Consider the following 24,260-nt stretch of genomic DNA (forward strand, 5'->3'; position numbering starts at 1 on the left):
CCGGGAGAGCGTGCCACATGCAACCGGCCCTTCGCTTGCGCTCCGGGCGTTCGGCGCCGACGATCTTCCACCGGAAGATCGTCCGGGCGCGCCTCACCCTTCCAGCTTTGTGAGATCCGCCACGCTGAGGCAGATCGTCCGGATCCGCGAGAGCAGGTTCAGCCGGTTCCGCCGCACCACCTGATTGTCGGTATTGACCTGCACCGCCTCGAAGAAGGCGTCGATGGGGGCGCGCAAGGACGCCATCGCCGACATCGCGGCGGCGAAGTTCTCCGCCTCCATCGCCGGGGCGATGGCGGCCTCGGCCTTGTCGAGGGCGGCGAAGAGCGTGCGTTCGGTCTCGTCTTCCGCGAATTTCGGATCGGCGCCGAAGGAGTATTCGACCCCGTCCTTCTCCTCGGCTTGCGTGAGGATGTTGTTCGCCCGCTTGAAGCCCTGGATCAGGTTCTCGCCGTCATCGGTCTTGAGGAATTCGCTGAGCGCCTCGGCGCGCTTGACCAGAAGCGTAAGGTCGTCATTGCCGGGCATGGCGAGGCAGGCGTCGATGACGTCGTGGCGGATGCCCTCGTCGCGCAAGTGGACCTTAAGGCGGTCGTGGAAGAAGGCGAGGAGGTCGGATAGCTTTCGAGACACTTCCGACGAAAAACTAGGCCAGAAATCTTCATCAGCGTCTTCGTTATTACCCTTCGCGCCCGTTGCCTCGAGAGACGCAAAAACCTGCAACGCCTCATCAAATTCGTCATGATCCGATGAAATACGCGAAAGATGCTCTGCGATCTTCCTCGAACTCGCTGTGAGGCGAGCCTCAACGGAACGCAGTTGCACGTTTTGGATCGACAACTCTGCGGCAAAAACTCCGCGCAGAAGCAGAGGAAACAGTTCAAATCTTAACTCATTCCCCAGCACCAACCGGATCACCCCCAGAGCCGCCCGCCGCAGCGCGAAGGGATCTTTCGACCCCGTGGGCTTCTCGTCGATCGCCCAGAAGCCCGTGAGCGTGTCGATCTTGTCGGCGAGGGCCACGGCGACGGAGACCGGCTCGATCGGCACGGCGTCCGAAGGGCCGAGCGGCTGGTAATGCGCCTTGCAGGCATCGGCCACCGCCTCGGGCAGGCCGGCGGCCTTGGCGTAATAGACGCCCATCGTGCCCTGAAGTTCGGGGAACTCGCCGACCATCGCCGATTGCAGGTCGGCCTTGGCAACCCGCGCGGCTTCCGCCGCGAGGTCGGGCTTGGCGCCGACCAGGGGCGCGATCTCGCGCGCCAGCGCCTCGATCCGCCCGATGCGGTCCTTCTGCGACCCGAGCTTGTTGTGGAAGGTGACGTGGGCCAGCCCCTCGGCCATGCCTTCGAACCCCACATCACGAACCGTCCGCAAGTCGTTCTCCCAGAAGAACTTTGCGTCCGAGAGCCGGGCCGAGAGCACCTTCTGGTTGCCCTTCAGGATCGTCGCCCCGTGGTCCGCGGGGTCATTGTTGGCGACCGTGACGAAGCCCTCGATCCGCCCCGTCTTGGGGTTGCGGCAGGAGAAGAACTTCTGGTGCTCCTTCATCGAGGTCTGAAGCACTTCGGGCGGCAGGCCGAGGAACTCCTCGCCGATCCGGCCCATCAGCACCACCGGCCATTCGACGAGCCCCGCGACCTCGGTCAGGAGGCCACGATCCTCGACCACCTCGAGCCCCGCCGCGAAGGCGGCGTTGGTGGCGTCGTGCCAGATGTGACCGGCCCGCTCCTCGGGGTCGAGCATCACCTTCGCGCGCTTCAACTTCGCCGCATAATCCTCGAAGGAGCTTACCGAAAATGCCTCCGGCGCGAGGAAGCGATGACCGCGCGTCGTATTGCCCGAGCGGATGCCGTCGATGTCGAGCGGCACGACCTCGGCCCCGCTTTCGTCGGAGAGAAGGCAGAGGATCGATTGCAGGGGCCTGACCCAGCGCAAGGCCCCCGTGCCCCAGCGCATCGACTTCGGCCAGGGGAAGTTGCGGACCGTCGCCTCCAGCACCTCGGCGACGATCTCCGCGGCTTTCCGCCCCGGCTTCTCGATCACCGCGAAATAGGCCTGGCCCTTGCCGGCGTCGCGCACCTCAAGCTGCTCCAGCGTCAGCCCGGTCGAGCGCAGGAAGCCCTGCACCGCCTGTTCGGGCGCGGTGGTCGCCGGGCCCTTGCGCTCCTCGCGCACCGCACGGCTCTCCGCCGTCAGCCCGTCGATCGCCAGCACCAGCCGGCGCGGCGTCGAGAGCGCGTGCGCGCCCGCGTAGGTCAGCCCCGCCGCGACGAGCCCGTCGGTGACGAGCGTCTTCAGATCGGTCCGGGCCTTCGCCTGCATCCGGGCGGGAATTTCCTCGGAGAAGAGTTCGATGAGGAGATCGGGCATTTACTTCTCCGCGCTTTCGTTCAGTTCGTGCCAGGCATAGGCCCGGCCATCGGCATAGACCGCGACGACGCGGTCGACACCGGGGTGGATGTTCTTTTCCGACAGGAAGGCGAGCGCCGCGCCGGAGTTCAGGTCGGCGCCGATGCGCTCGGCGTCGAAGCAGGGGAACTGGCGCGGGCCGATCAGCGGCTCGGCGCCGGGGTAGTCCGCGAAGGTCTCGGTCAGCATGGCGAGCGACAGGGGCGTGTGGAAGCAGGCGCGGAAACGCAGGGGCGAGCTCTCGGCGTCGATCCCCTCGAAGGCGTCGGTCGGCAGGGCTTCCACCGCGCCCGAGAGCGCTGTCAGCCGGATCTCGGCCGCGGCCGAGGCGGGCTCGACCGGCGCGTAGAACGCGTATTCCTGCATGTAGTAGAGGGCGATGCCCGCCAGAAGCGCCGTGACCACGATGAACCCCGCGACGATCTTTCCGTTCACGCCGCCCGGCCTTCCGAGGCGCCGCCCGCCTCGGTCGTGACGAAGGCATCGGCGCATTTCTTGGCGAGCGCGCGGACCCGGCCGATATAGGCCTGCCGCTCGGTCACCGAGATCACGCCGCGCGCGTCGAGGAGGTTGAAGAGGTGCGAAGCCTTGATGCACTGGTCATAGGCGGGATGCGCCATGACGATGCGGCGCCCGGCACCGTCGGTCTCCCCGGCGGCAAGGATGCGCTCGCATTCGGCCTCGGCGTCCTTGAAGTGCTGGAGCAGCATCTCGGTATCGGCCTGGTCGAAGTTCCAGCGCGAGTATTCCTGCTCGGTCTGGCGGAAGATGTCGCCATATTTCAGCGGGATCGGGCTCGCCGGATCGTTGAACGGCATGTCCATCACATGGTCGATGCCAAGGACATACATCGCGAGACGCTCGAGCCCGTAGGTCAACTCGCCCGAGACCGGCTTGCAGTCATGGCCGCCGACCTGCTGGAAATAGGTGAACTGGCTGACTTCCATCCCGTCGCACCAGACCTCCCAGCCAAGCCCCCAGGCACCGAGGGTGGGGCTTTCCCAGTCGTCCTCGACAAAGCGTATGTCGTGCAGGCCCATGTCGATCCCGATCGCGGCAAGCGAGCCGAGATAGAGCTCCTGCAGGTTCGCGGGCGAGGGTTTAATCAGCACCTGGTACTGGTAATAATGCTGCAAACGGTTCGGGTTCTCGCCGTAGCGCCCGTCGGTCGGGCGGCGCGAGGGCTGGACATAGGCCGCGGCCCAGGGGCGCGAGCCGAGTGCGCGCAGCGTGGTGGCCGGATGGAAGGTGCCCGCGCCGACCTCCATGTCGTAGGGCTGCAGCACCGCGCAGCCCTTGCCGGCCCAGTAGGTTTGCAAGCGCAGGATGATTTCCTGGAAGGAACGGGGGGCGGTCGCGGTCATGTCGGGCCTTCTCGGGCGTAAAAACGCGTTCTCAATAGGCAACAGCCGCGGGGCGGTCAATCGGCGCCGGGGCGATTGTGGCGTGACGCGGCGGGTGAGCCTGCTAGGTTCGGGGGCGGATTCGTTCCGATAAGAAACGTGGAAGGGGTTGAGCGCATGCGTCTTGCGGGCTGGCTGGTGGGAATGGTGATCTGGTTCGCGGCGTCGGTCGCGGCCGTGGCGCAGGACGTCTGGGTCCAGATCGAGGCGCAGCCGACCAGGCAGGAGGGCGAGGAACGCGCCCGCGCCTATTCGGGGGTCTTCCCGAACGTCAATGGCTTCGCGCTGCCGACCGGCTGGTACGCGATCGCGCTCGGGCCGTTCGACGCCGCCGAGGCGGACCGCCAGCTCCGGCTTCTCAAGCAGGAGCGGCTGATCCCCGGTGACAGCTACATCGCCTTCAGCAACCGCTACCGCGAGCGGTTCTGGCCGACCGGTGCGGCGGCCCTCGCGCCCGCCGTGCCGACGGCGCCCTCCGCGGCCACCCCGGAGGCCCTGTCCGACGAAAGCCCGGCCGAGGCGCGCTATTCCGAATCCCTTCTCGCGCCCGAGGATCGCCAGCTGATCCAGGAGGCGCTCAAGTGGGAGGGCGTCTATGCCGGCGCGATCGACGGCGCCTTCGGTGCCGGCACCCGCAACTCGATGGCCGCCTGGCAGTCGGCGCAGGGCTACCAGCCGACTGGCATCCTAACCACCGCCCAGCGCGCCACGCTCATCGAGACCTTCCAGACCGAGCGCACCGCCCTCGGGCTCGAGGCGATCCGTGAGGAGGAGGCCGGGATCGAAGTCACCCTGCCCGCCGCGCTGGTCGAGTTCGACCGCTACCAGCCGCCCTTCGTCCAGTACCGCGAGAAGGACGGATCGGGCTTTCGCGCGCTCCTGATCTCGCAGCCCGGCGACGAGCGGTCGCTCGCGGGGCTCTACGACATGATGCAGACGCTCGAGGTCGTGCCCCTCGGCGGCGAGCGCCAGCTTGGCCGAACCTCCTTCGTGCTCACCGGCAAGAACGACAGGGTCGAGTCCTACACCCAGGCCGACCTTGCCGGCGGGGTGATCCGCGGCTTCACGCTGGCCTGGAAGCCCGAGGATGGCGCGCAAGCGGCGAAGGCGCTCGAGGCGATGAAGGCCTCGTTCCGGCCCTTCGGCAGCGCCACGCTCGACGAGACGACGGGCGCGGGCCTTGCCGAGGACCATGCCGCCCTGATGGCCGGGCTCGAGGTCCGCAAGCCGATCCGCGCGCGCTCGGGCTTCTACGTCAGCGCCACCGGCCTTGTCGCGACTACAGACGAGGTTCTGGCCGAATGCGGCCGGGTCACGCTTGGCAGCGACAAGCCGGCCGAGACCGTGCTGCGCGATGCCGGGCTCGGGCTCGCGGTCCTCAAGCCGCGCGAGCCGCTGGCGCCGCGCGCCCATGCGCGCTTTGCCGACCGTCCGGCGCGGGTCGGGGCCGAGATCGCGGTGGCGGGCTATTCCTACGAGGGCGCGCTCGACGACGCGGTGCTGAGCTTCGGCACGCTCGCCGATCTCAGCGGCCTGCAGGGCGAGGCCACGAAGGCGCGGCTCTCGGTCACGACGCTTGCAGGCGACGCCGGCGGCCCGGTCCTCGACGCCACCGGCGGGGTGATCGGCATGCTCCTGCCGCGCGGCTCCGACGCCGGGCGGGTGCTGCCGGACGATGTCGGCATCGCGATCCGGGCCGAGGCGATCCGCAGCGCGCTGGCCGCGGCCGGGCTCGCGCCCGCCGAGCCCGCGGCAGCGGGCACCCCGCCGGAACTCGCGCCCGAGGACCTGACGATGCTCGGCCGCGACATGACGGTGCTCGTCTCCTGCTGGCCCTGAGCCTCAGATCCGCCAGAACCGCGGCAGGAACAGGACCAGCACCACAAGGAGTTCGAGCCGGCCGAGCAGCATCGTCACCGTCAGGATCCATTTCGCCACGTCGTTGATCGCGGCGAAATTGCCGGCCGGGCCGATGATCTCGCCGAGGCCCGGTCCGATATTGGCGATCGCGGTGGCCGCGCCAGAGACCGAGGTGATGAAGTCGAGCCCGGTCATGCCCAGCGCCACCGCGACCAGCCCGAGCGTGACCACGAAGAGCCCGAGAAAGGCCATGACCGAGGACAGAACCTCCTCGGTCACCGGCTGGCCGTTGTAGTGTGGCGTGAAGACCCCGTTCGGCGAGTGGATGCGGCGGATCTGCGCCTCGACCGCGGCGATGAGAAGCTGGTAGCGGAAGATCTTCACCGAGCAGCAGGTCGACCCCGCGCAGCCGCCGATGAGGCCGATGAAGAAGAACAGCGCGATCGGGAAATGGCCCCAGAGCTGGTAGTCGACGCTGGCATAGCCGGTGCCGGTGATGATCGAGGTGACGTTGAACAGAGCCTCGCGGAAGGCATGCTCCAGCCCGTCGCCGCGGACGAAGACGCGATAGGACCAGATCACCGCGACGAGGGCCGCGAGCGTCCAGCCGAAGCCGCGCACCTGGGGATCGCGGAGAAGCGGCCGGGTGCTGCCGGCGACGAGCTGGATGTAGCGCACGAAGGGCAGGCTCGCGATGATCATGAAGACCGAGGAGACGTATTCCGGCGCTCCCTGGAAAAGCCCGAACGAGGCATCCGAGGTCGAGAAGCCGCCGGTCGCGAGCGTCGTCATCGCGTGGTTGGCCGCCTCGAAGCCGGTCATCCCGACGCTGGCATAGGCAAGCCCGCAGGCCAGCGTCAGCGCGACGTAGATCGCCATGATCTGCGCCGCGATCTGCGCTGCCCGCGGCAGCACCTTGCCACCGGTGTCGAAGCCTTCGGAGCGGAAGATCTGCATGCCGCCGACCTTCAGCTCGGGCAGGAACACCATCGCGACGACGATGATCCCGACGCCGCCGAACCACTGCAGCATGGAGCGCCAGAACAGGAGCCCCTCGGGAAAGTCGTCGAGCCCGACGAAGACCGTGGCCCCGGTCGTGGTCAGCCCCGACATCGCCTCGAAGACGGCATCGACCGGCCGCGCCCCGGTGGCGCCGAAGAGGAACGGCAGCGCCCCGAACAGCGGCAGCGCGACCCAGACCCCGGTGGCCAGGAGAAAGCTCTGCTGCAGCGTCAGCCGCGGGCCGACGCCGCTCGCGCAGGCGATCGCCAGCGCCGCACCGATGATGATCGTGATGATCGCGCTTTGCAGGAAAGCCTGCCAGTGGCCGTTGTCATAGGCCAGATCGACCGCCATAGGCACCGCCATCGTCGCCCCGAGAACGGCGGCAAGGAGGCCGATGACATATCCCACGGGGCGCAGATCGTGCATGCCGGAGCCTTGGCCCGCCGCCCGGCGCCTGTCAAGCGGCGGCCCGCTCAGGCCTCCCAGAACCGCGGCAGCAGCACCACGAAGACCGACAGAAGCGACAGCCGCCCCATGATCATCGCGAGGATCATCAGCGCCTTGGCCGGGTCGGGGAAGTCGATGAAGGTGCCGGTCTCGGCCACCATCGGGCCGTAGCCGTAGCCGATGTTGCCGATCGAGGTCCAGGAGGCGAAGATCGCGGATTCGAAGTCGACCCCGGTCTGCATGATCAGCACGGCGATGACCCCGAAGGTGATGATATAGGCGCCGAGATAGAGTATGATCGCGTCCATCGTGTCCTTCTCGACCGTCCGCCCCTCGTAGCGAACCGGCGCGATCCGATGCGGGGCATGAATGCGGGCGATCTCGGCCCGGAGTGCGGCGAGGATCACCTGCACGCGGAACACCGACAGCCCCGCGGCGCTCGCCCCCGAACAGGCGCCGATGATGCCGATCCACATCGCCACGATCATCGCGAAACTGCCCCAGCCGACGAAGCTTCCCGAACCGAAGCCGGTCGAGGACATCACCGAGATGAGGTTGAACAAGGCCTCGCGGAAGCTCGATTCGACCCCCTGGTCAGAGCTCGCCACCCGCCAGAGGGTGACCGCCCCCACGACCATCGCGATCCAGCGCAGATAGCCGCGCACCTGGGCGTCGCGCCAGAGCGGCGTGGCGCTGCCGCGCACCAGCTGGACGTAGCGGATATAGGGCAGGCTGCCGAGCACCATGTAGAGGGCCGCGGTATACTCCACCGCCGGCGGATAACCGACGAACGAGGCCGCGCGCGGCGAGAAGCCGCCCGTCGCGATCGTGGCGAGCGCGTGCAGGATCGCCTCGAACCAGACCATGCCGGCGAGGTGGTAGCTGAGCATGCAGGCGACCGTGAGGCCGGAGTAGACGAAGAAGAGCTGCCCCGCGATGTCGGTGGCGCGTGGCAGCACCTTGCCGAAGGTGTCGAAGCCCTCCGAGCGGAAGAACTGCATGCCCCCCACCCGCATCACCGGCAGGAAGATCATCGCGATGAAGGCGATGCCGAGCCCGCCGAGCCAGTTCAGCATCGCCCGCCAGACCAGTACGCCCGCCGGCAGGTCGTCGACCCCGACGAAGACCGAGGCGCCGGTGGTGGTGATGCCCGAGACCGCCTCGAAATAGGCGTCGAGGAGGCTCACCTCGGGCGCGCCGATCATCAGCGGCAGGGCGGAGAAGAACGGCACCGCGAGCCAGATCCCGACGGTGAGCAGGAAGCCCTGCCGCACCGACAGGCTCTGGCTCGCGTGGTTCTGGCAGGCCAGCGCCGTCAGCCCGCCGCAGATCAGGCAGGCCAGCGCGGCCGCGCTGAAGGCATGAGCATTGCCGTCGCCGAGATAGAAGTCGGTCAGGAACGGCACCACCATCGTCGCCCCGAGCGCGGTGACGATGAGTCCGAGCACATAACCGACGGGGCGCAGATCGACCATGACGCGGCGAGCCATGAGCGCGCCGCGCCGAACTGTCAATATGCCTCAGGCGCGGGACCGGCCCGCCGCACGGTGGAAGACCACGGTACCGGCCGCGATCATCGTCGCGGCGGGCCAGAAGAAGGCGGGCAGACTCTCGGCCAGTGCCAGCACGGCGATCAGCGCGCCCGCCACTGCCGCGACGGTGCCGATCTGGCTCATGTAGACCGGCCCGGCGGTTTGCTGGAGACGGAACTGGAGCAAGTATTGCGCGGCCACGGTGAGCGCCCCGGCAAGCGTGAGGAGGAGAAGGAACGGCTCTTGCCAGAGCCGGGCGAGTGCATTGCCCTCCGAGAAGGCGGCAGCGGGTACGACCAGTGCTGCGCCGAGCAGCACCGACAAGGCCGCGAGCGTCAGCGGGGCTTCGCCCGCGGGCCAGTAGCGGCTGCGGAAGATGTTGCCGAGCGCGAGCGCGACCGGAATCGCCGAGGCGAGCGCCACCCAGACCGCGCCGCCATCCGGCCCACCGCTCCCGGCGAGCTTGCCCGAGGCCAGAAGCATACCGCCGGCGAGCCCGGCCAGCACCCCTACCCCCTGCCCCGGCCGCACGGCCTGCATCCTGAGTCCGCGCGCGATGAGCCAGGTGAAGAGCGCCGGGAAGGCGAAAGTGAGCGAGATGTATCCCGCGCCGACATGGACGACCGAGAGATAGCCCATCGCACTCGGCAGGGCCATGAGCCCCCCCGCGCCGAACCCGTAGGGGACAAGCCGGCCGAGCCCCGAAACCCCGCGCCGGAGCGTCACCGGAACCGCGAGGATCAGCCCCGCCCCGAGCCAGACCGCCGCAAGATAGCCGAGCATCGGCGCCCCCGCTGCCGCCGCGAGCTTCGACAGCGCCACCGCGGTCGCGATGAGCGACCCGACCGCGACGAGAAGCGCCAGCACCGCAACGCCCGGCCCTTCGGCGCCGGGCATCGCGCCCGCGCCATGAACGGCATCCGCCATTTGCATCCACTCCGAGACAGGATAATATCTTTCCGCAGACAAACTCGACGAAAAGTATCTTGATGTCAAGACAAATGGATCGCGCCGCCTTCGCGGTCTCGCAATGGGCGCGCGAAATGCCGGACCTCGACCTCCGGGCGATGGAGGTTCTCGGGCGGTTGTCGGAACTGGCGCTGGTGATCCGCCGCGACCACCTCGTGCCGCTCTTCGCGGAGTTCGGGCTTCAGGACGGCGAGTTCGACGTTCTGGCCGCGCTCCGCAGGTCGGGCGCGCCCTTCGAGATGACGCCGACCGAGCTCTACGGGGTGACGATGCTGTCGTCGGGCGGGATGACCGCGCGGCTCGACCGGCTGGAACGGTCGGGACTCGTCGTAAGACGGCCCAACCCGGCCGACCGGCGCGGTACCCTCGTTGCGCTGTCGGCCAAGGGGCGCGAGGTCATCGAACGCGCCCTGCCCGCCCACTCCGCCAACGAGACGCGCATCCTCGCGGCCCTGAGCCCCGGGGAACAGGAGCAGTTCGGCGCATTGATGGCGAAACTGCTGACCGGCCTGACGCCGCGCGGCTGATCTGGGGCTCGATTTTTCGCCGATAAAACGGGGGTCAGCCCGGCCTGTGCAGCGAGGCGAAGAGCCGCGGGTCGATGCTCTCGGCGACGAAGGTCGGCCCCTCGGTCAGGATCGAGACGGCGTCGTGCGAATGCAGGCTTTCCTGGTGGCTCGCCACCACGCGGAAGTCGCCGATCCGGTCGTCGGACAGCAGCCGCTCGGCGAAGCTGCGAGCCGCATCCTCGACGAAGATCGGGTTGGCGGCGTTGAGTTCCGCAAACGCCTGCTCGTCCTCGCGTTTCACCATCACCTGGGTCTCGGTCGGCACCGCCGCGCGGGCGAGGTCGATCAGGTCCTCGTACCAGAGCCGCTTGCCGCCCTCCTCCACCACCGAGAGCCGCGCCACCGAGCGCTGCGAATGCGGCGTGGCGAGCTGGCCGCGCGCCTGGCGGGCATGTTCGGAAAGCTCCAGCGAGCAGGGGCAGGTCGAGGAATAGACGTAGTCGAGATGGGTGATCCGCTTCTGCCGCCCCTCGCGCTCCATCAGTTCCAGCGCGATGTCGTAATACTGCCAGCCGGTCAGCCCCGAGCGCAGCGACTGCACCCGCGCCGGGAAGGAGAACCGCATCATCAGCCGCGCGTCGACGCTGTCGTGGTCCTTCTTGTAATCCTCGAGCACGGCTGCGAGGACCGAGAAGGAGAAGGTCCGCTCGGCATGGGCATAGAAGGACCGCATGATGCGGCTCATGTTGATGCCCTTCTTCTCGCCGATCAGGGAGACGGTGCCGGTGACCGAGGTCTCCAGCGTGATATCGCCGCCGTCGCGGGTGTGGAACACGATCGGCAGCCGGAAGTTCGAGATGCCGACATGCTGGATCGGCGCCTGCGCCCCGACGATGAGGCTCGACGGTCCGTTCTGAAGGTCCGGCATCGAGGCGCGGTACTCGGCATCGGGCGTGAAGCCGTCGGGATAGGTCCGCGACAGGTCAGGATAGTTGCCGACCTCGCGCCCCGGCAGAAGCCGCGCGATGGCGGGATCGAGCCGCGCCACTTCGGTCGGATCGGCACGCTCCGCCCAGGCGCGCAGCACCGCCAAGGCCCGTTCTGCCTCGGCCTTGTTCGGCTCCGGATTGATATCGCCCAGGAAATTCATCGCACGTTCCTCAGACCCCCGGCCCCGCGCGGGATGGTCCATTATGCGGGATCACGCCGTCCCTTGTCCAATCCTACACGGTAACCCGTGACGTTTTCGCGACCTCAGACCGCGTCGAGCGCGCGGGTGAGGTCGGCCAGCAGGTCGCCGCCGTCCTCGATCCCGAGCGAGAGCCGCACCAGCCCCGGCGTGATGCCGAGAAGCACCTTCTGCTCGGCCGGCAGCCGCTGATGGGTGGTCGTGGCCGGATGGGTGATGATCGACTTCGCGTCGCCGAGGTTGTTGGAGATCTTCACGATCTCCAGCGCGTTCAGGAACCGGAACGCCGCCGCCTGTCCGCCCTTCACCTCGATCGTCACCACGGTGCCGCCCGCGCCCATCTGCGCCATCGCGAGATCGTGCTGGGCATGACCCTTCAGGCCCGGATAGATCACCCGCTCGAGCTTCGCGTGGCCCGAGAGCGCCTCGGCCACGGCGAGCGCATTGGCGGCCTGCGCCCGCACCCTGAGGTCGAGCGTCTCCAGCCCCTTCAGCATCACCCAGGCGTTGAACGGGCTCATCGCCGCGCCGGTATGCTTGAGATAGGGCTCAAGCACCTTGCGGATATAGGCCTCGGACCCGCAGACCACGCCGCCGAGGCAGCGGCCCGAGCCGTCGATATGCTTGGTCGCCGAATAGACGACGACATCGGCGCCGAGTTCCACCGCCTTCGAGAAGGTCGGCGTCGCGAAGACGTTGTCGACGACGACAGTCGCGCCGACCGCATGGGCGATCTCGCAGACCGATTTGACGTCGATCACCTCGAGCGTCGGGTTCGACACGGATTCGAGGAACACCGCCTTGGTGCCCTCCCGCATCGCCGCCCGCCACTGGCCGAGATCGGTGCCATCCACCAACGTCACCTCGACTCCGAAGCGACCGAGCGTCTCCAGCACATAAAGGCACGAGCCGAAGAGCGCCCGCGCCGCGACGACATGGTCGCCCGCCTTCAGCATCGCGGTCAGCGCCGCGTTGACCGCGGCCATGCCGGAGGCGGTGGCGAAGGCGTCCTCGGTGCCCTCGATCGCGGCCATGCGCTCCTCGAACATGCGCACGGTCGGGTTGCCGTAGCGGCCGTAGATGAACTCGTCCGGGCCGGTCTCGATGAAGCGGGCCTCGGCCTGCTCGGCGCTCGCGTAGACGAAGCCCTGGGTGAGGAAGATCGCCTCGGACATCTCGCCGTACTGGCTGCGGCGCGCGCCCGCATGGATCAGTTTCGTGCGTGTCTTCCAGTCGTCCATGGCCGTTCCTCCGGCAACAAAAAACCCCCACCGGAACAGGTGGGGGCCGCGACCCTCCGACCTCTTTAGCGGCATGTTTAACGTGGCCCGCAATCCGGTACAAATCGCCACGCGCGCCCTTTACATCGAACCGCCGCCCGGGTCAACCGCGCCGCGCCCGCCTGACCGCTTGCGGCGCACGCCGGGTTGCGCTCAACTGTGCCCGAAGCCGGAGGATGACCGATGCCGAAACCGACCGCCCGCCCCGCCGCGACCCTGCTTGCCATCGCGCTTGCCGCCTGCACCCCTGCCGAGCCCCCCTCCGAGGAGCTCCTTGGCGAGATCCGGATCGGGCCCGAGACCTATCCGATCCGGGCGCTCGACGCCTCCGGCACCCGCTGGAAGGTGATCGTCGATGGCCACCGGCTGATCTGCACCGAGCCGACCGAAACCTCCTGCTACTGGAAGGTGCGCCATCATCTCGCCATGCTCGACCAGCTCAACGACTACAAGTGAGGCGGTCTGTTTGCCGGCGCACATACCCCTTCGCGTTGATCGGCCTGGCGGCGCGGACCAGATAGAGTCCATCGGACCAAGGAACCGCGCATGACCAGGGCTGTCGAGCTTTACTACTGGACCACGCCGAACGGCCGGAAGATCACCATCGCCCTCGAGGAGATGGGCCTGCCCTACAACGTCACCCTCGTGAACATCGGCAAGGGCGACCAGTTCGCGCCGGAGTTTCTCGCGATCTCGCCCAATGGCCGGATCCCGGCGATCGTCGATCCGGACGGGCCCGACGGCGCCCCGGTCTCGGTCTTCGAATCCGGGGCGATCCTGATGTATCTCGCGCGCAAGACCGGCCGTTTCCTTGGCACGACCGCGCGCGAGCAGATCGCCGTCGAGGAATGGCTGATGTGGCAGATGGGCGGCCTCGGCCCGATGGCGGGCCAAGCGCATCATTTCCTCGGCTACGCGCCGAAGTTCGATCCGCCGCAGGTGCTGCCCTATGCCCAGGATCGCTACCGGCGCGAGGTGGCCCGGCTCTACGACGTGCTCGACCGCCAGCTCGGGCAGCACGAGTTCGTCGCCGGCGACTTCCTTTCGATCGCCGATTTCGCGATCTACCCTTGGGCCGCGCGCTGGGAATTCCAGCAGCAGGTGCTCGATGACAAGCCCGACATGCGGCGCTGGTTCGAGATGATGACCGCGCGCCCCGCCGTCCAGCGCGGCATGGCTGTGGCCGCCGACAAGCGGAGCGACCTGCAATCCGACCGCAAGGCCCAGGAAATCCTGTTTCAGCAGCCAGCCAGCCCTAAGGTTCGTCGGGTGTAGCCGGCGTTCGATTTGAAACAGGCAGCCTGGAAAAGAATTCGACGATAGCCGCCCGCCCCTCCTCGTCGGGCGCATGATGTTTCGCGAGGAAGCTCGTCAATTCGTCGTATCCGGCCTTTTCGACATACCGGTTGACGAACGCCATCATCAGGATCGGGCTGTGGCAGGCCACACAACGCGCCCGGATGACGCGCACCGTGAAATCGTGGTCAAACAACGTACCGCTATCCTGGGCGCGCAGCGGCTGAAGCGCCGCAACGAGCCCCAGCAGAAGCGCTGCACCCACGTTGGGAATGTGTCCGAGCTTCACCATTTGCTCGCTCCGGCAAGGGCGGCGCGGTTCGCGCGAACACCCGATTGCCTCTCAAAGACGACATCCTAGGCCGATTTTCGGCGGGGTCACTGAGCCTGATCAGTCATCTTCCGCTGTTTGGGCAGATGCGCAGATCTCTCAGACGGACCGGGCGGTCCGGAGCGACCGCGTGATGCACGCCCGCCGTGCGCGCCGATCTCATCGCCCGTCCTTCTCCTCGATCCCGTAGCGTTTGAAGACGCCGCCCTGTGCCATGAAGAAGAAGAAGATCGCCGCGGTGAGGCCGAAGGTCTTGAAGTTGACCCAGGCCGCGTCCGACATCGTGCGCCAGATCACCTCGTTGAGGACCGCGAGCCCGCCGAAGAAGGCGGTGAGCCGGCGGGTGAGGATCATCCAGCCCTCGTGTTCGAGCGGCATCGCCTCCTCGAGGACCAGCGCGAGATAGGACTGGCCGCGCATCAGTCCCCAGCCGAGGATTCCGGCGAAGAGGAGGTAGATCAGCGTCGGCTTCATCTTGAAGAAGCGCTCGTCGTTGAACCAGACCGAGAGCCCGCCGAAGACGACGACCAGCACCAAAGTCGCGACCTGCATCGGCGAGAGCCGCCCGGTCAGGCGCCAGAGGATCAGCGTGGTCAGGATGAGAAGCGGCACGAAGCCCGCGGTGGCGAGGATGAAGCCGCCGTATTCGGTCCCGCCGATCGTGACGGTCTGGTCCTTGAGCCGCGTGAAGGCGGCGAAGAAGGCGATGACCGGACCGATCTCGAGCCCGAGTTTCAGCCACGGATTGATCTTTCTGCCGGCCATGCGCCCTATCCTGTCAGTTTCACGATCACCGCGCCCGCGGCGATCAAGGTCATCAATGCGAGCCGGCGCGGGCCGACCCGGTCGCCGAGCATCACCCAGGCGATGAGGGCGGCGAAGACCGTCGAGGTCTCGCGCAACACCGCCGCCTCGCCGACGCTGTCGATCCGCGTCGCGAGGAGAATCGCCCCGAAGCTGAAATAGGCGACGAAGGCGCCGATGACACCCCTTTGCAGAAGGGGGACGATTTCCGAGGTCGGCAGGTAGCGCCAGCGCCGCCATGTATAGACCGGCATGAAGATGCCGTCGATCAGGAAGAACCAGGCGAGGAAGGTGAAGGGATCGGCGGTGGCGCGGATGCCGTAGGCGTCATAGGTCGTGTAGAGTGCGACAAAGCCGCCGGTCAGCACCGCGAGCCCGAGTGCGGGCACCATCGTCTCGCGGTCGACGGTGATGGTGCGGAGGTTATAGATGGCGAGCCCGAAGATCCCCGCCATCAGGACGCCGACGCCGGCCCATTGCCCGGCGGTGAAATGCTCGCCGAAGAGGAGGCCCGCGCCGATCACCGCGAAGAACGGGCCGGTGCCGCGCACCACCGGGTAGACGACCGCATAGGCGCCGCGGCTGTAGGTCATGGCCTGGGCGATCTTGTAGCCGACATGGATCACAAAGGCGCCGGCGAAGATCGGCCACATGTGCGGCTCCGGCCAGGGCACGACGAGAAACGCGAAGGGCGCGGCGATGATCGCGTAGCTCGCGTCGATCGCGGCGCGGGAGAGCCAGGGGTCGTGGCGGCCCTTTTGCAGGGCGCCGAAGAGCGCGTGCAGGAAGGCGGCCATGAGTGCGAGACCGAGCGCCACATTGTGCCCGGCCGGAGTGCCTTCGAGCGAGACGAGCCAGGCGCTCATGCCCCGGAGACCGGGGGTTTCACCCCCGGACCCCCAGGGTATTTGGGCAATGAAGAAACCGGGAGGGTCATCGGGCAGGTCAGGCCTCGACACCCACGAGCGCGCGGGCGAAGTCCTCGGGATCGAAGGGCGCGAGGTCGTCGATCTTCTCGCCGACGCCGATCGCGTGTATTGGCAGGCCGAAGCGGTCGGCGAGGGCCACGAGGACGCCGCCCTTCGCGGTGCCGTCGAGCTTGGTCATGACGAGACCCGAGACGTCGGCAAGCTTGCGGAAGGTCTCGACCTGAGAAAGCGCGTTCTGCCCCGTCGTCGCGTCGAGCACGAGAAGCGTGTTGTGCGGCGCCGCCGGGTCCTTCTTGCGGATCACGCGGACGATCTTGGCCAGCTCCTCCATCAGGTCCTGGCGGTTCTGCAAGCGCCCCGCCGTGTCGATCATCAGGAGGTCGGCGCCCTCTTCCTGCGCCCGTGTCATCGCGTCGAAGGCGAGGCTCGCGGGGTCGGAGCCCTCGGGCGCGGTCATCACCGGGACGCCGGCGCGCGTCCCCCAGACCTGGAGCTGCTCGACGGCGGCGGCGCGGAAGGTGTCGCCGGCGGCGATCACCACCTTTTTGCCGGCGGCGCGGAACTGGCTCGCGAGCTTGCCGATCGTCGTGGTCTTGCCCGAGCCGTTCACGCCGACGACCAGCACCACTTGCGGCGTCGTCGCGTAGAGCGGCATCGGCCTGGCCACCGGCTCCATGATCCGGGCGATCTCGGATGCGAGCAGCGTCTTGATCTCGGCGACCGAGAGCTTGCGGCCCATGCGGCCCTCGGCGAGGTTCGCGGCGACGCGGAGCGCGGTCTCGACCCCCATGTCGGACTGGATCAGCAGCTCCTCGAGGCTCTCGAGCATCGCGTCGTCGAGCACGCGGCGCGGAGCCGCAGGCGTGCCGCGGCCGAGAATGCGACCGAGGAATCCTGGCCGTGCGGCCGGCGCCGTCACGGCGATGCCGGCGAGGCTCTCGGGCAGTTCGGGCGGTGTGGGTCCGGGGATCTCGCCCGGTGCCGGGTCCGGGATCTCGGAGGGCGGCACCGGGGATTCGTCGGGCGGAGCGGACGGGGTCTCGGGACCGGGCTGCGGGATCTCGTGCGGTGTTGGGTCGGGGGCGGGTGGCAGGTCGGGTTCGGGCACGATCTCGGGGAAGGGGTCCGGCTGCGGCTCCGGCGTCTGCGCGGGGTCGGACCGGGAGGGTTCGGCGGCTTCGGCAATGATCGCGTCCAGCCCCTCTTCGAGCTTCGAGGAGGATTTGAAGAGCTTGTCCTTGAGCTTGTTGAAGAATGACATCGGCAGCCCCGGCTGATCTTACGCTGCCCCCCACCTAGTGCTTTCGGGCACGCGATGGAAGGGTCAGCTGCCGCACGGCCGCCAAGACGGCATTTCGAACGGCGCGGAACACGCCTGCCGTCGGCAGGGAAGCGGGGGCGAAATCGCGCGAATGTGTCGCGGCCGCCAAGATTTTGCCAAGAATTTCCCGTATTCAGGCCCAGATGAAACATCTGGTCCGCTTTCCCTGGCCGCGACGCCACAGAAACGCTCCGGGAGTCGGACCTTCGACGCCTGGAGCCGGCCCGGCTCTGGCGGGCCTTGCCGCCGGGCCGGACGAGGCGCACGACGATGCAGCGACGATGGAGGCCGTGCTCTCGGCGCTGACGGGCGAGGCGGAACCCGTTCGAGCCGGAACCACATTGGAAACGGACAGCGAAGACGCACCGGCCGTGACGGTGAAGCTTCCGGACCGCATGCCGCGGGAAAAACCAGACGGCGCGGAGGGCGCGGCGGCCGGCAGCGACGCTTCGGGCCCGGCTGAGGCCCGGGGGAGCTCCGCCACTGCGCTGGATGAGGCGATCGCCGCGACAGTGGCGGGCGCCCCGACCGGGACCGCACCTGTTGGCGCGGCGGCAACGCTTGCCGGGCGGGTCCGCGCCGCCTGGGCGCCGTGGCGACCGCTGCGGCCGTTCCTCTTGGCGACGCTGGCGCCGGTTCCGGTGCTCGTCCTCGCCGGGTTTTTCGGGGGGCTCTGGAGTCTTGCCGCGTTGCTCTGCATGACGGGCCTGCTCCATGCGATCGACGCCGTGGCGCTGCGGCGCGGGCTTTCCGCGCCCGGACAGGTGCCTGCGAGGATGGCCGACCGGCTGTCGCTGCTGCTCGCGGGGTTGCATTTCCTGCTCCTGCCCTTCGCGGTCTGGGTGCTGACCGGGGCGACGGGGCTCGGATTTCTCGACGGGATGGCGACCCTGCTCGCCTTCGGGCTCTGGTTCGGGCAGGTTTCCAACTCGAACGCGCACGAACTGATCCACCGCGCCGAGCGGCGGCTCTTCCGGACCGGGATGTGGGTCTATATCTCGCTGCTCTTTGGCCATCACACCTCGGCCCACCGGCTGGTCCACCACCGGTTCGTGGCCACGACCGACGATCCCAACACCGCGGCGGCGGGCGAGAGCTTCTATCTCTTCGCCGCCCGCGCCTGGCCCGGCGCCTTCGTCGCCGGATACGAGATGGAGGCGCATCGCCGGGTGGCGCGCCAGGGCCGGAGCCTCTTCGATCCGCATCCCTACGCGGTCTACGTCGCCGGTGGCACCCTCTGGGTCGTCGCGATCCTCGCCGCCTTCGGCCTCGACGGGCTGCTGGCCTACCTGCTGCTTTGCGCCCATGCGCAGGTCCAGCTCCTGCTTTCGGACTATGTGCAGCACTACGGGCTCCTGCGCCGCGAATTGCCGTCCGGCGCGCTTGAACCGGCCGGCATCCGGCACAGCTGGGACGCGCCGCATCCGGTCTCTGGGCTGATGATGCTGAACGCGCCGCGCCATGCCGATCACCATTCCCACCCGGCACGGCGCTATCCGGACCTCAGGCTGTCGGCCGGCGGGCAGGCGCCGCTCCTGCCCTATTCGCTGCCGGTAATGGCGACGATCGCGCTCGTGCCGCCGCTGTGGCACCGGATCATGGACCGGCGGCTTGCGCGGCTCGGCCTTGCCGGCGACTGAGCTCCGGGGGCTGGCCGGTGGCGCCGGCATCTGCCATTCTGAACGGGCACTGCCCCGGTCGAGGAGGCTTGCCATGCGCTGGGCCGCCCTGCTTCTTGCGATCTCGTTCGCCACGGCGCCCGCCGTCGCGGCCGAGCCCGGCGCGCCGCTCGATGCGGCCGGGTTCGACGCGCTCACGGTGGGGCGGACGCTCTACTACAATTCCGGCGGCCAGCCCTATGGCGTCGAGCAGTATCTGCCGGGCCGCAAGGTGGTCTGGGCGTTTCTCGGCGACGATTGCCGCAAGGGCGAGTGGTACGAGGAAGGGGGCTTCATCTGCTTCGTCTACGAGGACAATCCCTCGCCGCAATGCTGGACCTTCTGGGACAGCGACGAAGGCCTCGTGGCGCGGTTTCGCGGCGATCCGGAGGGGCTGCCGCTGATCGCGGTCGAACAGAGCCCCGAGCCGATGCAGTGCCTCGGGCCGAATGTCGGGGTGTGAGCGGGGTTTCGGCCTCGGCTCTGCCGCGGCCGACCCGCCGGGGGTTTCACCCCCGGACCCCCAGGGTATTTGGGCAATGAAGAAGCCTCAGGGTCAGAACAGGCTGCCCTGATCGGGCGGCTCGGATTTCGCGCGCTTCGGTTTCGGCGCGGATCCGGCGAGGACCGGCAGGCGTCCGTCCTGGAACTCGATCTCGAGCTGGGCGGCGGTTTCGGCGGCCTGCCGCGTGGTGACGACGGCGCCTTCGGCGCGGATCACCGCGTAGCCGCGTTTCAGCGTCTCGGTGTAGCCAAGTGTCTGGCGCATGCGGTCGGCGGTGGCCAGCCGTTCCGCGAGCCCGTCGAGCCGCAGGCGTTCGGCGGTGGCGAGTCGCCGCGCGAGCGTGACGAGATCGGCGCGGCGGCGGCTGTTTTCACGGGCCGCATCGCGCCTGAGGCGGGCGAGTGCGGGCGCGAGGCGCTCGGCGAAGGTGGCGAAATGGCGCCGTTCACGGGCGATGAGGCCGGCGAGGATGCCGGGATGGAGGCGGCCGGCGACCGAGTTGAAGCCGGCGCGCTTGCGGGTGGCGGCGGCGTGGAGCGCGGGGCCGAGCCGGTCGGACCAGAGGTCGAGGCCCTGCCGCGCGGGATCGAGCAGCGTCTCGGGCCGGCCGAGTGCGCGGGAAAGGTCGGCGAGGCGCTGGCGGCGCTGGTCGAGGCGCTGGGTCAGCGCGCGCGAGAGCCGGGCGCCCTGGTCGGCGGTCCAGCTCAGGAGCTCCAGGCGGACCGGCACCGCCATCTCGGCCGCCGCCGTGGGCGTCGGCGCGCGGCGGTCGGCGGCGTGGTCGATGAGCGTGGTGTCGGTCTCGTGGCCAACGGCGGAAATCAGCGGGATCCGGCTTTCGGCGGTGGCGCGGACCACGATCTCCTCGTTGAAGCCCCAGAGGTCCTCGAGCGAGCCGCCGCCGCGGGCGACGATCAGGAGATCGGGGCGCGGGATCGCGCCGCCGGGGGTGAGCGCATTGAAACCGCGGATCGCGGCGGCGACCTCGGGGGCGCATTTCTCGCCCTGCACCGCCACCGGCCAGATCAGCACCTTGCGGGGAAAGCGGTCGCGCAGGCGGTGGAGGATGTCGCGGATGACGGCACCCGAGGGCGAGGTGACGACGCCGATGACCTCGGGCAGGTAGGGAATCGGCTGCTTCCGTTCGGGCGCGAAGAGGCCCTCGGCCGTGAGCGCCGCTTTGCGCTTTTCCAGCATCAGCATCAGGGCGCCCATGCCCGCGGGCGCGATATCCTCGACGATGAGCTGGTATTTCGACTGGCCGGGGAAGGTGGTGAGGCGGCCGGTGGCGATGACCTCCATCCCCTCCTCGGGTCGGACCGAAAGCCGGGCGGCCTGGCCCTTCCAAGAGACCGCGGCGATCACCGCGCGGTCGTCCTTGAGGTCGAAATAGACATGGCCCGACGACGGCCGCGAGACGCGGCCGATCTCGCCGCGGACCCGGACATGGCCGAACTCGCCCTCGATCACGCGCTTCACGGCGCCGGAGATTTCCGAGACGGTGAATTCGGGGGCGTTGCCGCCCTGTTCGTCGTTTTCGAAGATGTCCATGGGTCCGCTTGTATCCTCTGCGGGGCGACCTTAGAACGCCCGGCAGGCAAGGCCAAGCGGGGGCGGACATGAACATTCTCATTCTCGGCGGCGGCGGGCGGGAACACAGCCTGGCCTGGGCAGTCAAGCAGAACCCGAAATGCGACCGGCTCATCGTGGCGCCGGGCAATGCCGGGACCGCGATGCTGGCCGAATGCGCCGATCTCGACATTCTCGACGGCGCGGCGGTGGTCACCTTCGCCGAGGAGAACGCGGTCGATTTCGTCATCGTCGGGCCCGAGGCGCCGCTGGCGGCCGGGGTGGCGGATGCGCTGCGCGCCGCGGGGATCCTGACCTTCGGGCCGTCCGCGGCGGCGGCGCGGCTCGAGGCTTCGAAGGGCTTCACCAAGGAGATCTGCGACGCTTCCGGTGCGCCTACAGCGGGCTACGCGCGCTTCACCGACCGCGCGGCGGCCGAGGATTACATCCGGGTCCAGGGGGCGCCGATCGTGGTGAAGGCCGACGGGCTCGCCGCCGGCAAGGGCGTGATCGTGGCGATGACCGAGGCGGAGGCGCTGGCCGCCGTCGCCGACATGTTCGGCGGCGAGTTCGGGGAAGCCGGCGCCGAGGTGGTGATCGAGGAGTTCATGGACGGCGAGGAGGCCTCGCTCTTCGTTCTCTGCGACGGCAAGGACGTGCTCGCGGTGGGGACCGCGCAGGATCACAAGCGGGTGGGCGACGGCGACACCGGGCCCAATACCGGCGGCATGGGCGCCTATTCGCCGGCGCCAGTCCTGTCGGAGGCGGTCCTCGATCAGGCGATGGCGGAGATCGTGCGCCCCACCGTCGCCGAGATGGCGCGGCGCGGCACGCCGTTCCAGGGCGTTCTCTATGCCGGCCTCATGATCGAGGACGGGCGGGCGCGGCTCGTCGAGTACAACGTGCGCTTCGGCGATCCGGAGTGCCAGGTGCTGATGATGCGATTGGGTGCACAGGCCTTCGATCTCATTCATGCCTGCGCCGAGGGGCGGCTGGGCGAGATGCAGGTGACCTGGGCCTCGGATCACGCGCTGACGGTGGTGATGGCGGCGGCAGGCTATCCCGGCGCCTATGGCAAGGGGTCGCAGATCCGCGGGCTCGAGGAGTTGCCGGAGGATTCGAGCCACATGGTCTTTCATGCCGGGACGGCGGGGCGCGACGGTTCGGTCGTGGCCTCGGGCGGGCGGGTGCTGAACGTCACCGCGCGGGGCGCGACCCTGGCCGAGGCACGGGACCGGGCCTACGGGATGGTCGATGCGATCGACTGGCCGGGCGGGTTCTGCCGGCGCGATATCGGCTGGCGGGCGCTTTAGGATTTCGACCTCGGCTGTGCCTCGGCCGACCCGCCGGGGAGGCGCTGCCTCCCCGGACCCCTCCGGAGTATTTTCGGACAGAAAGTGAAGCTGCGGTCAGTCGCAGCCGGCAACCCGGTCGAAGCTCGACGGGTCCCTGTAGGGGCCGAGATCGCGGATGGCGAGCTGGCCTTCGGCGAGCGTGGTGCCGATGATCCGGCTCCAGCCGGCATCGGCGGTCAGAACCGTCGGGCGGCCGCCGCAGCTGGCGATGCGGCCCTGGATGAACGGGTCGCCGATCCTGTGGTTGGTCAGCCCTCTGGCCGCGGCGACCGGGGCGAGGCGGTCGCCGTCCAGCCGGACGATCTTCAGGATCTTGCCGAGATGCGGGGTCTCGACATAGGCGATCTCGGTCTTGCCATCGCCGTCGAGATCGGCGGCGCCGACGGGGGCGAGCCAGCGGTGGCGCCGCCCGATGAAGGGGGTCGCGGCATAGGGGCTGCCGTCGAGACCCGCGGCCAGGAGCCGCGCCCCCTTCCGGTGGTCGGTCTGGACGACGATCAGCTCGGGCCGTCCGTCGCCGTCGACGTCGGCGACCCGCGGCGCTGTGTCCTCGAAGAGCGTGCCGTCGGGCGTCTCGAATTCGAGCGTCCCGCCCCGGCGAAGCGCGCGGAGGCCGCGCGGCCCGAGCGTCACCCGGATCCGTGACCATTCAGGCGTTGCACCGAGGATGTCGTGGCCGTAAAGGCCGCTGCTGCGCGGCTCCTCGTAGCAGGCCCGGCGCACCCAGTCGCCGTCGCCCTCGGTGCAGCGCGCCGCGAGCGGTGATGCGGCGAGGGCGACGAGAAGCGCCAGCGCCGCGCGCAGCATCAGATCTGCTTTTCCGGCATGAACACCTTGAGCCCGTCGAGCGCGTCCGTGACCTTGATCTGGCAGGTCAGCCGCGAGCGCGCCGGGTCCGGCTCGTAAGCAAAGTCGAGCATGTCCTCTTCCATCGAATCCTTCGCCGGCAGCTTCTCGACCCAGGCGGCATCGACATAGACATGGCAGGTCGAGCAGGCGCAGGCGCCGCCGCAATCGGCCTCGATCCCGGGAATGCCGTTGTCGCGTGCGCCTTCCATGACCGTCAGCCCCTTGGCCACGTCCACGACATGCTCGGTTCCGTTGAATTCGACATAGGTGATCTTCGCCATCGACTCGGTCCATGAAAGAGAGCGTTTCTGCGCTTCTAGCGACTCGCGCCGTCCGGCTCCACCCCTCGCGCGATTCCATGTAGAGTTGGGGGAACGGCAGCGGTCGGGGAGGTCGGGATGCTCAAGGTCATCGGCACCGGATTCGGGCGTACCGGCACCGACTCGATGCGGGAAGCGCTCAACCGCCTCGGTGCGGGCCCCTGCCACCACATGGCAGCCGTGTTGCAAGACCCGGAACAGAAGCGCCTCTGGCGGGCGCTGGCGCGCGGCGCGGCGCCGGATTGGCCGCGCCTTTTCTCCGGTTTCAGGTCCTGCGTGGACTGGCCCTCGGCCGCCTACTGGCGCGAGCTCATCGCTTTTTACCCCGAGGCGCGGGTGCTCCTGACCTTGCGCAGCGCCGAGAGCTGGTGGGCGAGCTTCGAGCGGACGATCCTCGACGTGATCCGCAGTTCGGAAGATCCCGACTCGCTCGGCGTGGCGCTGATCGCCGAACAGGTCTTCGGCGGCCGGCCCGACGACCGCGCCCACGCGATCGCCACCTACGAGGCGCATGTCGCGGAGGTGATGGCGACGGTGGGTCCGGGCCGGCTTCTCGTCCACCGGATCGGCGACGGCTGGGCGCCGCTCTGCGCCCATCTCGGCGTCGCGGTACCGGATGAGCCCTATCCGCACCGCAACCGGACGACGGAGTTCCACAGCCGGTTCGGAAACCGTCCCGGCAGCTGAGCGGCTCTTGCCGGGATCTGCCAGATGTTC

The 24,260-nt window shown here is 68.7% G+C and carries 23 protein-coding genes and 1 riboswitch; of the genes, 8 read left to right on the forward strand and 15 right to left on the reverse strand.

Translation table 11 applies throughout. The annotated features are described in order from the left end of the window. Window positions 1-93: 93 nt before the first annotated feature. From glyS to OM960_RS09730, 3 genes are read right to left on the reverse strand one after another with little or no spacing between them, the layout of a single operon-like run. Window positions 94-2,373 carry a glycine--tRNA ligase subunit beta gene (gene glyS, locus OM960_RS09720; RefSeq protein WP_264771824.1) on the reverse strand — a complete coding sequence of 760 codons (2,280 nt, stop codon included), beginning with the start codon at window positions 2,371-2,373 and terminating at the stop codon, window positions 94-96. After that, entirely contained in the window at window positions 2,374-2,847 is a 474-nt protein-coding gene (locus tag OM960_RS09725) for a DUF6446 family protein (protein ID WP_263334449.1), read from the reverse strand. Further along, window positions 2,844-3,776, reverse strand: coding sequence for a glycine--tRNA ligase subunit alpha (locus tag OM960_RS09730; RefSeq protein ID WP_263334447.1), 933 nt, complete (start codon window positions 3,774-3,776; stop codon window positions 2,844-2,846). The genes OM960_RS09725 and OM960_RS09730 overlap by 4 nt, the downstream gene beginning before the upstream one ends. Window positions 3,777-3,932: 156 nt before the next feature. On the opposite strand from OM960_RS09730, the gene OM960_RS09735 reads away from it, so the two are divergent. Further along, window positions 3,933-5,654, forward strand: a complete 1,722-nt coding sequence (locus OM960_RS09735; RefSeq protein WP_263334445.1) for a serine protease — start codon at window positions 3,933-3,935, stop codon at window positions 5,652-5,654. Between the two features lie 3 nt (window positions 5,655-5,657). On the opposite strand, the gene OM960_RS09740 is transcribed toward OM960_RS09735, so the two are convergent. Genes OM960_RS09740 through OM960_RS09750 form a run of 3 tightly spaced genes read right to left on the reverse strand, consistent with a single transcriptional unit; the run spans window position 5,658 to window position 9,586 of the window. After that, window positions 5,658-7,106 (reverse strand): TrkH family potassium uptake protein, encoded by a 1,449-nt coding sequence (locus OM960_RS09740; RefSeq protein ID WP_263334444.1) that lies wholly within the window; start codon window positions 7,104-7,106, stop codon window positions 5,658-5,660. 47 nt (window positions 7,107-7,153) lie between these two features. Then, window positions 7,154-8,617 (reverse strand): TrkH family potassium uptake protein, encoded by a 1,464-nt coding sequence (locus OM960_RS09745; RefSeq protein ID WP_264771825.1) that lies wholly within the window; start codon window positions 8,615-8,617, stop codon window positions 7,154-7,156. A gap of 30 nt (window positions 8,618-8,647) precedes the next feature. Then, window positions 8,648-9,586, reverse strand: coding sequence for a DMT family transporter (locus OM960_RS09750; RefSeq protein ID WP_264771826.1), 939 nt, complete (start codon window positions 9,584-9,586; stop codon window positions 8,648-8,650). A gap of 62 nt (window positions 9,587-9,648) precedes the next feature. Between OM960_RS09750 and OM960_RS09755 the strand changes: the two genes are divergently transcribed. Continuing rightward, window positions 9,649-10,155 (forward strand): MarR family winged helix-turn-helix transcriptional regulator, encoded by a 507-nt coding sequence (locus OM960_RS09755; protein ID WP_264771827.1) that lies wholly within the window; start codon window positions 9,649-9,651, stop codon window positions 10,153-10,155. A gap of 34 nt (window positions 10,156-10,189) precedes the next feature. Here OM960_RS09755 and folE2 read toward each other — a convergent pair whose 3' ends face one another. Together folE2 and metZ are read right to left on the reverse strand one after the other, a co-directional pair. Beyond that, on the reverse strand, window positions 10,190-11,287 hold the full coding sequence (gene folE2 / locus OM960_RS09760) for a GTP cyclohydrolase FolE2 (RefSeq protein WP_264771828.1): 1,098 nt from the start codon (window positions 11,285-11,287) through the stop codon (window positions 10,190-10,192). Between the two features lie 104 nt (window positions 11,288-11,391). Continuing rightward, window positions 11,392-12,567 carry an O-succinylhomoserine sulfhydrylase gene (gene metZ / locus OM960_RS09765; RefSeq protein WP_264771829.1) on the reverse strand — a complete coding sequence of 392 codons (1,176 nt, stop codon included), beginning with the start codon at window positions 12,565-12,567 and terminating at the stop codon, window positions 11,392-11,394. Window positions 12,568-12,611: 44 nt separating this feature from the next. Further along, window positions 12,612-12,688: riboswitch (SAM riboswitch) on the reverse strand. Between the two features lie 101 nt (window positions 12,689-12,789). On the opposite strand from metZ, the gene OM960_RS09770 reads away from it, so the two are divergent. Both OM960_RS09770 and OM960_RS09775 read left to right on the forward strand, forming a co-directional pair. Beyond that, on the forward strand, window positions 12,790-13,062 hold the full coding sequence (locus OM960_RS09770) for a hypothetical protein (RefSeq protein WP_263334433.1): 273 nt from the start codon (window positions 12,790-12,792) through the stop codon (window positions 13,060-13,062). A 90-nt stretch (window positions 13,063-13,152) separates the two neighbouring features. Next, a complete protein-coding gene (locus OM960_RS09775) occupies window positions 13,153-13,881 on the forward strand; it encodes a glutathione S-transferase N-terminal domain-containing protein (protein ID WP_264771830.1) in 729 nt (242 codons plus the stop codon). Here the strand turns inward: OM960_RS09775 and OM960_RS09780 are convergent. The 4 genes from OM960_RS09780 to ftsY all read right to left on the reverse strand — a co-directional run bounded on the left by OM960_RS09780 (window position 13,862) and on the right by ftsY (window position 17,227). After that, entirely contained in the window at window positions 13,862-14,194 is a 333-nt protein-coding gene (locus OM960_RS09780; protein ID WP_264771831.1) for a hypothetical protein, read from the reverse strand. The two genes, OM960_RS09775 and OM960_RS09780, sit on opposite strands and share 20 nt — an antisense overlap. Before the next feature lie 198 nt (window positions 14,195-14,392). Continuing rightward, the gene (locus tag OM960_RS09785) at window positions 14,393-14,998 is read right to left on the reverse strand and encodes an inner membrane-spanning protein YciB (RefSeq protein WP_264771832.1); all 606 of its coding nucleotides are present in this window, start codon (window positions 14,996-14,998) and stop codon (window positions 14,393-14,395) included. Window positions 14,999-15,003: 5 nt separating this feature from the next. Continuing rightward, the gene (locus tag OM960_RS09790) at window positions 15,004-15,903 is read right to left on the reverse strand and encodes a DMT family transporter (RefSeq protein WP_264771833.1); all 900 of its coding nucleotides are present in this window, start codon (window positions 15,901-15,903) and stop codon (window positions 15,004-15,006) included. Window positions 15,904-15,982: 79 nt separating this feature from the next. Beyond that, window positions 15,983-17,227, reverse strand: a complete 1,245-nt coding sequence (ftsY, locus tag OM960_RS09795; protein WP_263334423.1) for a signal recognition particle-docking protein FtsY — start codon at window positions 17,225-17,227, stop codon at window positions 15,983-15,985. A gap of 203 nt (window positions 17,228-17,430) precedes the next feature. Between ftsY and OM960_RS09800 the strand changes: the two genes are divergently transcribed. Further along, window positions 17,431-18,927, forward strand: coding sequence for an alkane 1-monooxygenase (locus tag OM960_RS09800; protein WP_263334422.1), 1,497 nt, complete (start codon window positions 17,431-17,433; stop codon window positions 18,925-18,927). Between the two features lie 73 nt (window positions 18,928-19,000). Beyond that, window positions 19,001-19,408, forward strand: a complete 408-nt coding sequence (locus OM960_RS09805) for a hypothetical protein (protein ID WP_264771834.1) — start codon at window positions 19,001-19,003, stop codon at window positions 19,406-19,408. A 93-nt stretch (window positions 19,409-19,501) separates the two neighbouring features. On the opposite strand, the gene xseA is transcribed toward OM960_RS09805, so the two are convergent. Continuing rightward, on the reverse strand, window positions 19,502-21,001 hold the full coding sequence (gene xseA, locus OM960_RS09810) for an exodeoxyribonuclease VII large subunit (RefSeq protein WP_264771835.1): 1,500 nt from the start codon (window positions 20,999-21,001) through the stop codon (window positions 19,502-19,504). A 68-nt stretch (window positions 21,002-21,069) separates the two neighbouring features. On the opposite strand from xseA, the gene purD reads away from it, so the two are divergent. After that, on the forward strand, window positions 21,070-22,332 hold the full coding sequence (gene purD, locus OM960_RS09815; RefSeq protein WP_264771836.1) for a phosphoribosylamine--glycine ligase: 1,263 nt from the start codon (window positions 21,070-21,072) through the stop codon (window positions 22,330-22,332). 96 nt (window positions 22,333-22,428) lie between these two features. On the opposite strand, the gene OM960_RS09820 is transcribed toward purD, so the two are convergent. Further along, window positions 22,429-23,181 (reverse strand): FG-GAP repeat domain-containing protein, encoded by a 753-nt coding sequence (locus OM960_RS09820; RefSeq protein ID WP_263334415.1) that lies wholly within the window; start codon window positions 23,179-23,181, stop codon window positions 22,429-22,431. Next, complete coding sequence (locus OM960_RS09825) at window positions 23,181-23,504, reverse strand: 2Fe-2S iron-sulfur cluster-binding protein (protein ID WP_263334413.1); 324 nt, start codon at window positions 23,502-23,504, stop codon at window positions 23,181-23,183. Before OM960_RS09825 ends, OM960_RS09820 begins: the two co-directional genes overlap by 1 nt. A gap of 117 nt (window positions 23,505-23,621) precedes the next feature. Between OM960_RS09825 and OM960_RS09830 the strand changes: the two genes are divergently transcribed. Continuing rightward, complete coding sequence (locus tag OM960_RS09830; protein WP_263334412.1) at window positions 23,622-24,230, forward strand: sulfotransferase family protein; 609 nt, start codon at window positions 23,622-23,624, stop codon at window positions 24,228-24,230. Window positions 24,231-24,260: the final 30 nt, after the last annotated feature.

The sequence above is a fragment of the Defluviimonas salinarum genome (genome assembly GCF_026013545.1).
GTDB lineage: Bacteria > Pseudomonadota > Alphaproteobacteria > Rhodobacterales > Rhodobacteraceae > Albidovulum > Albidovulum salinarum.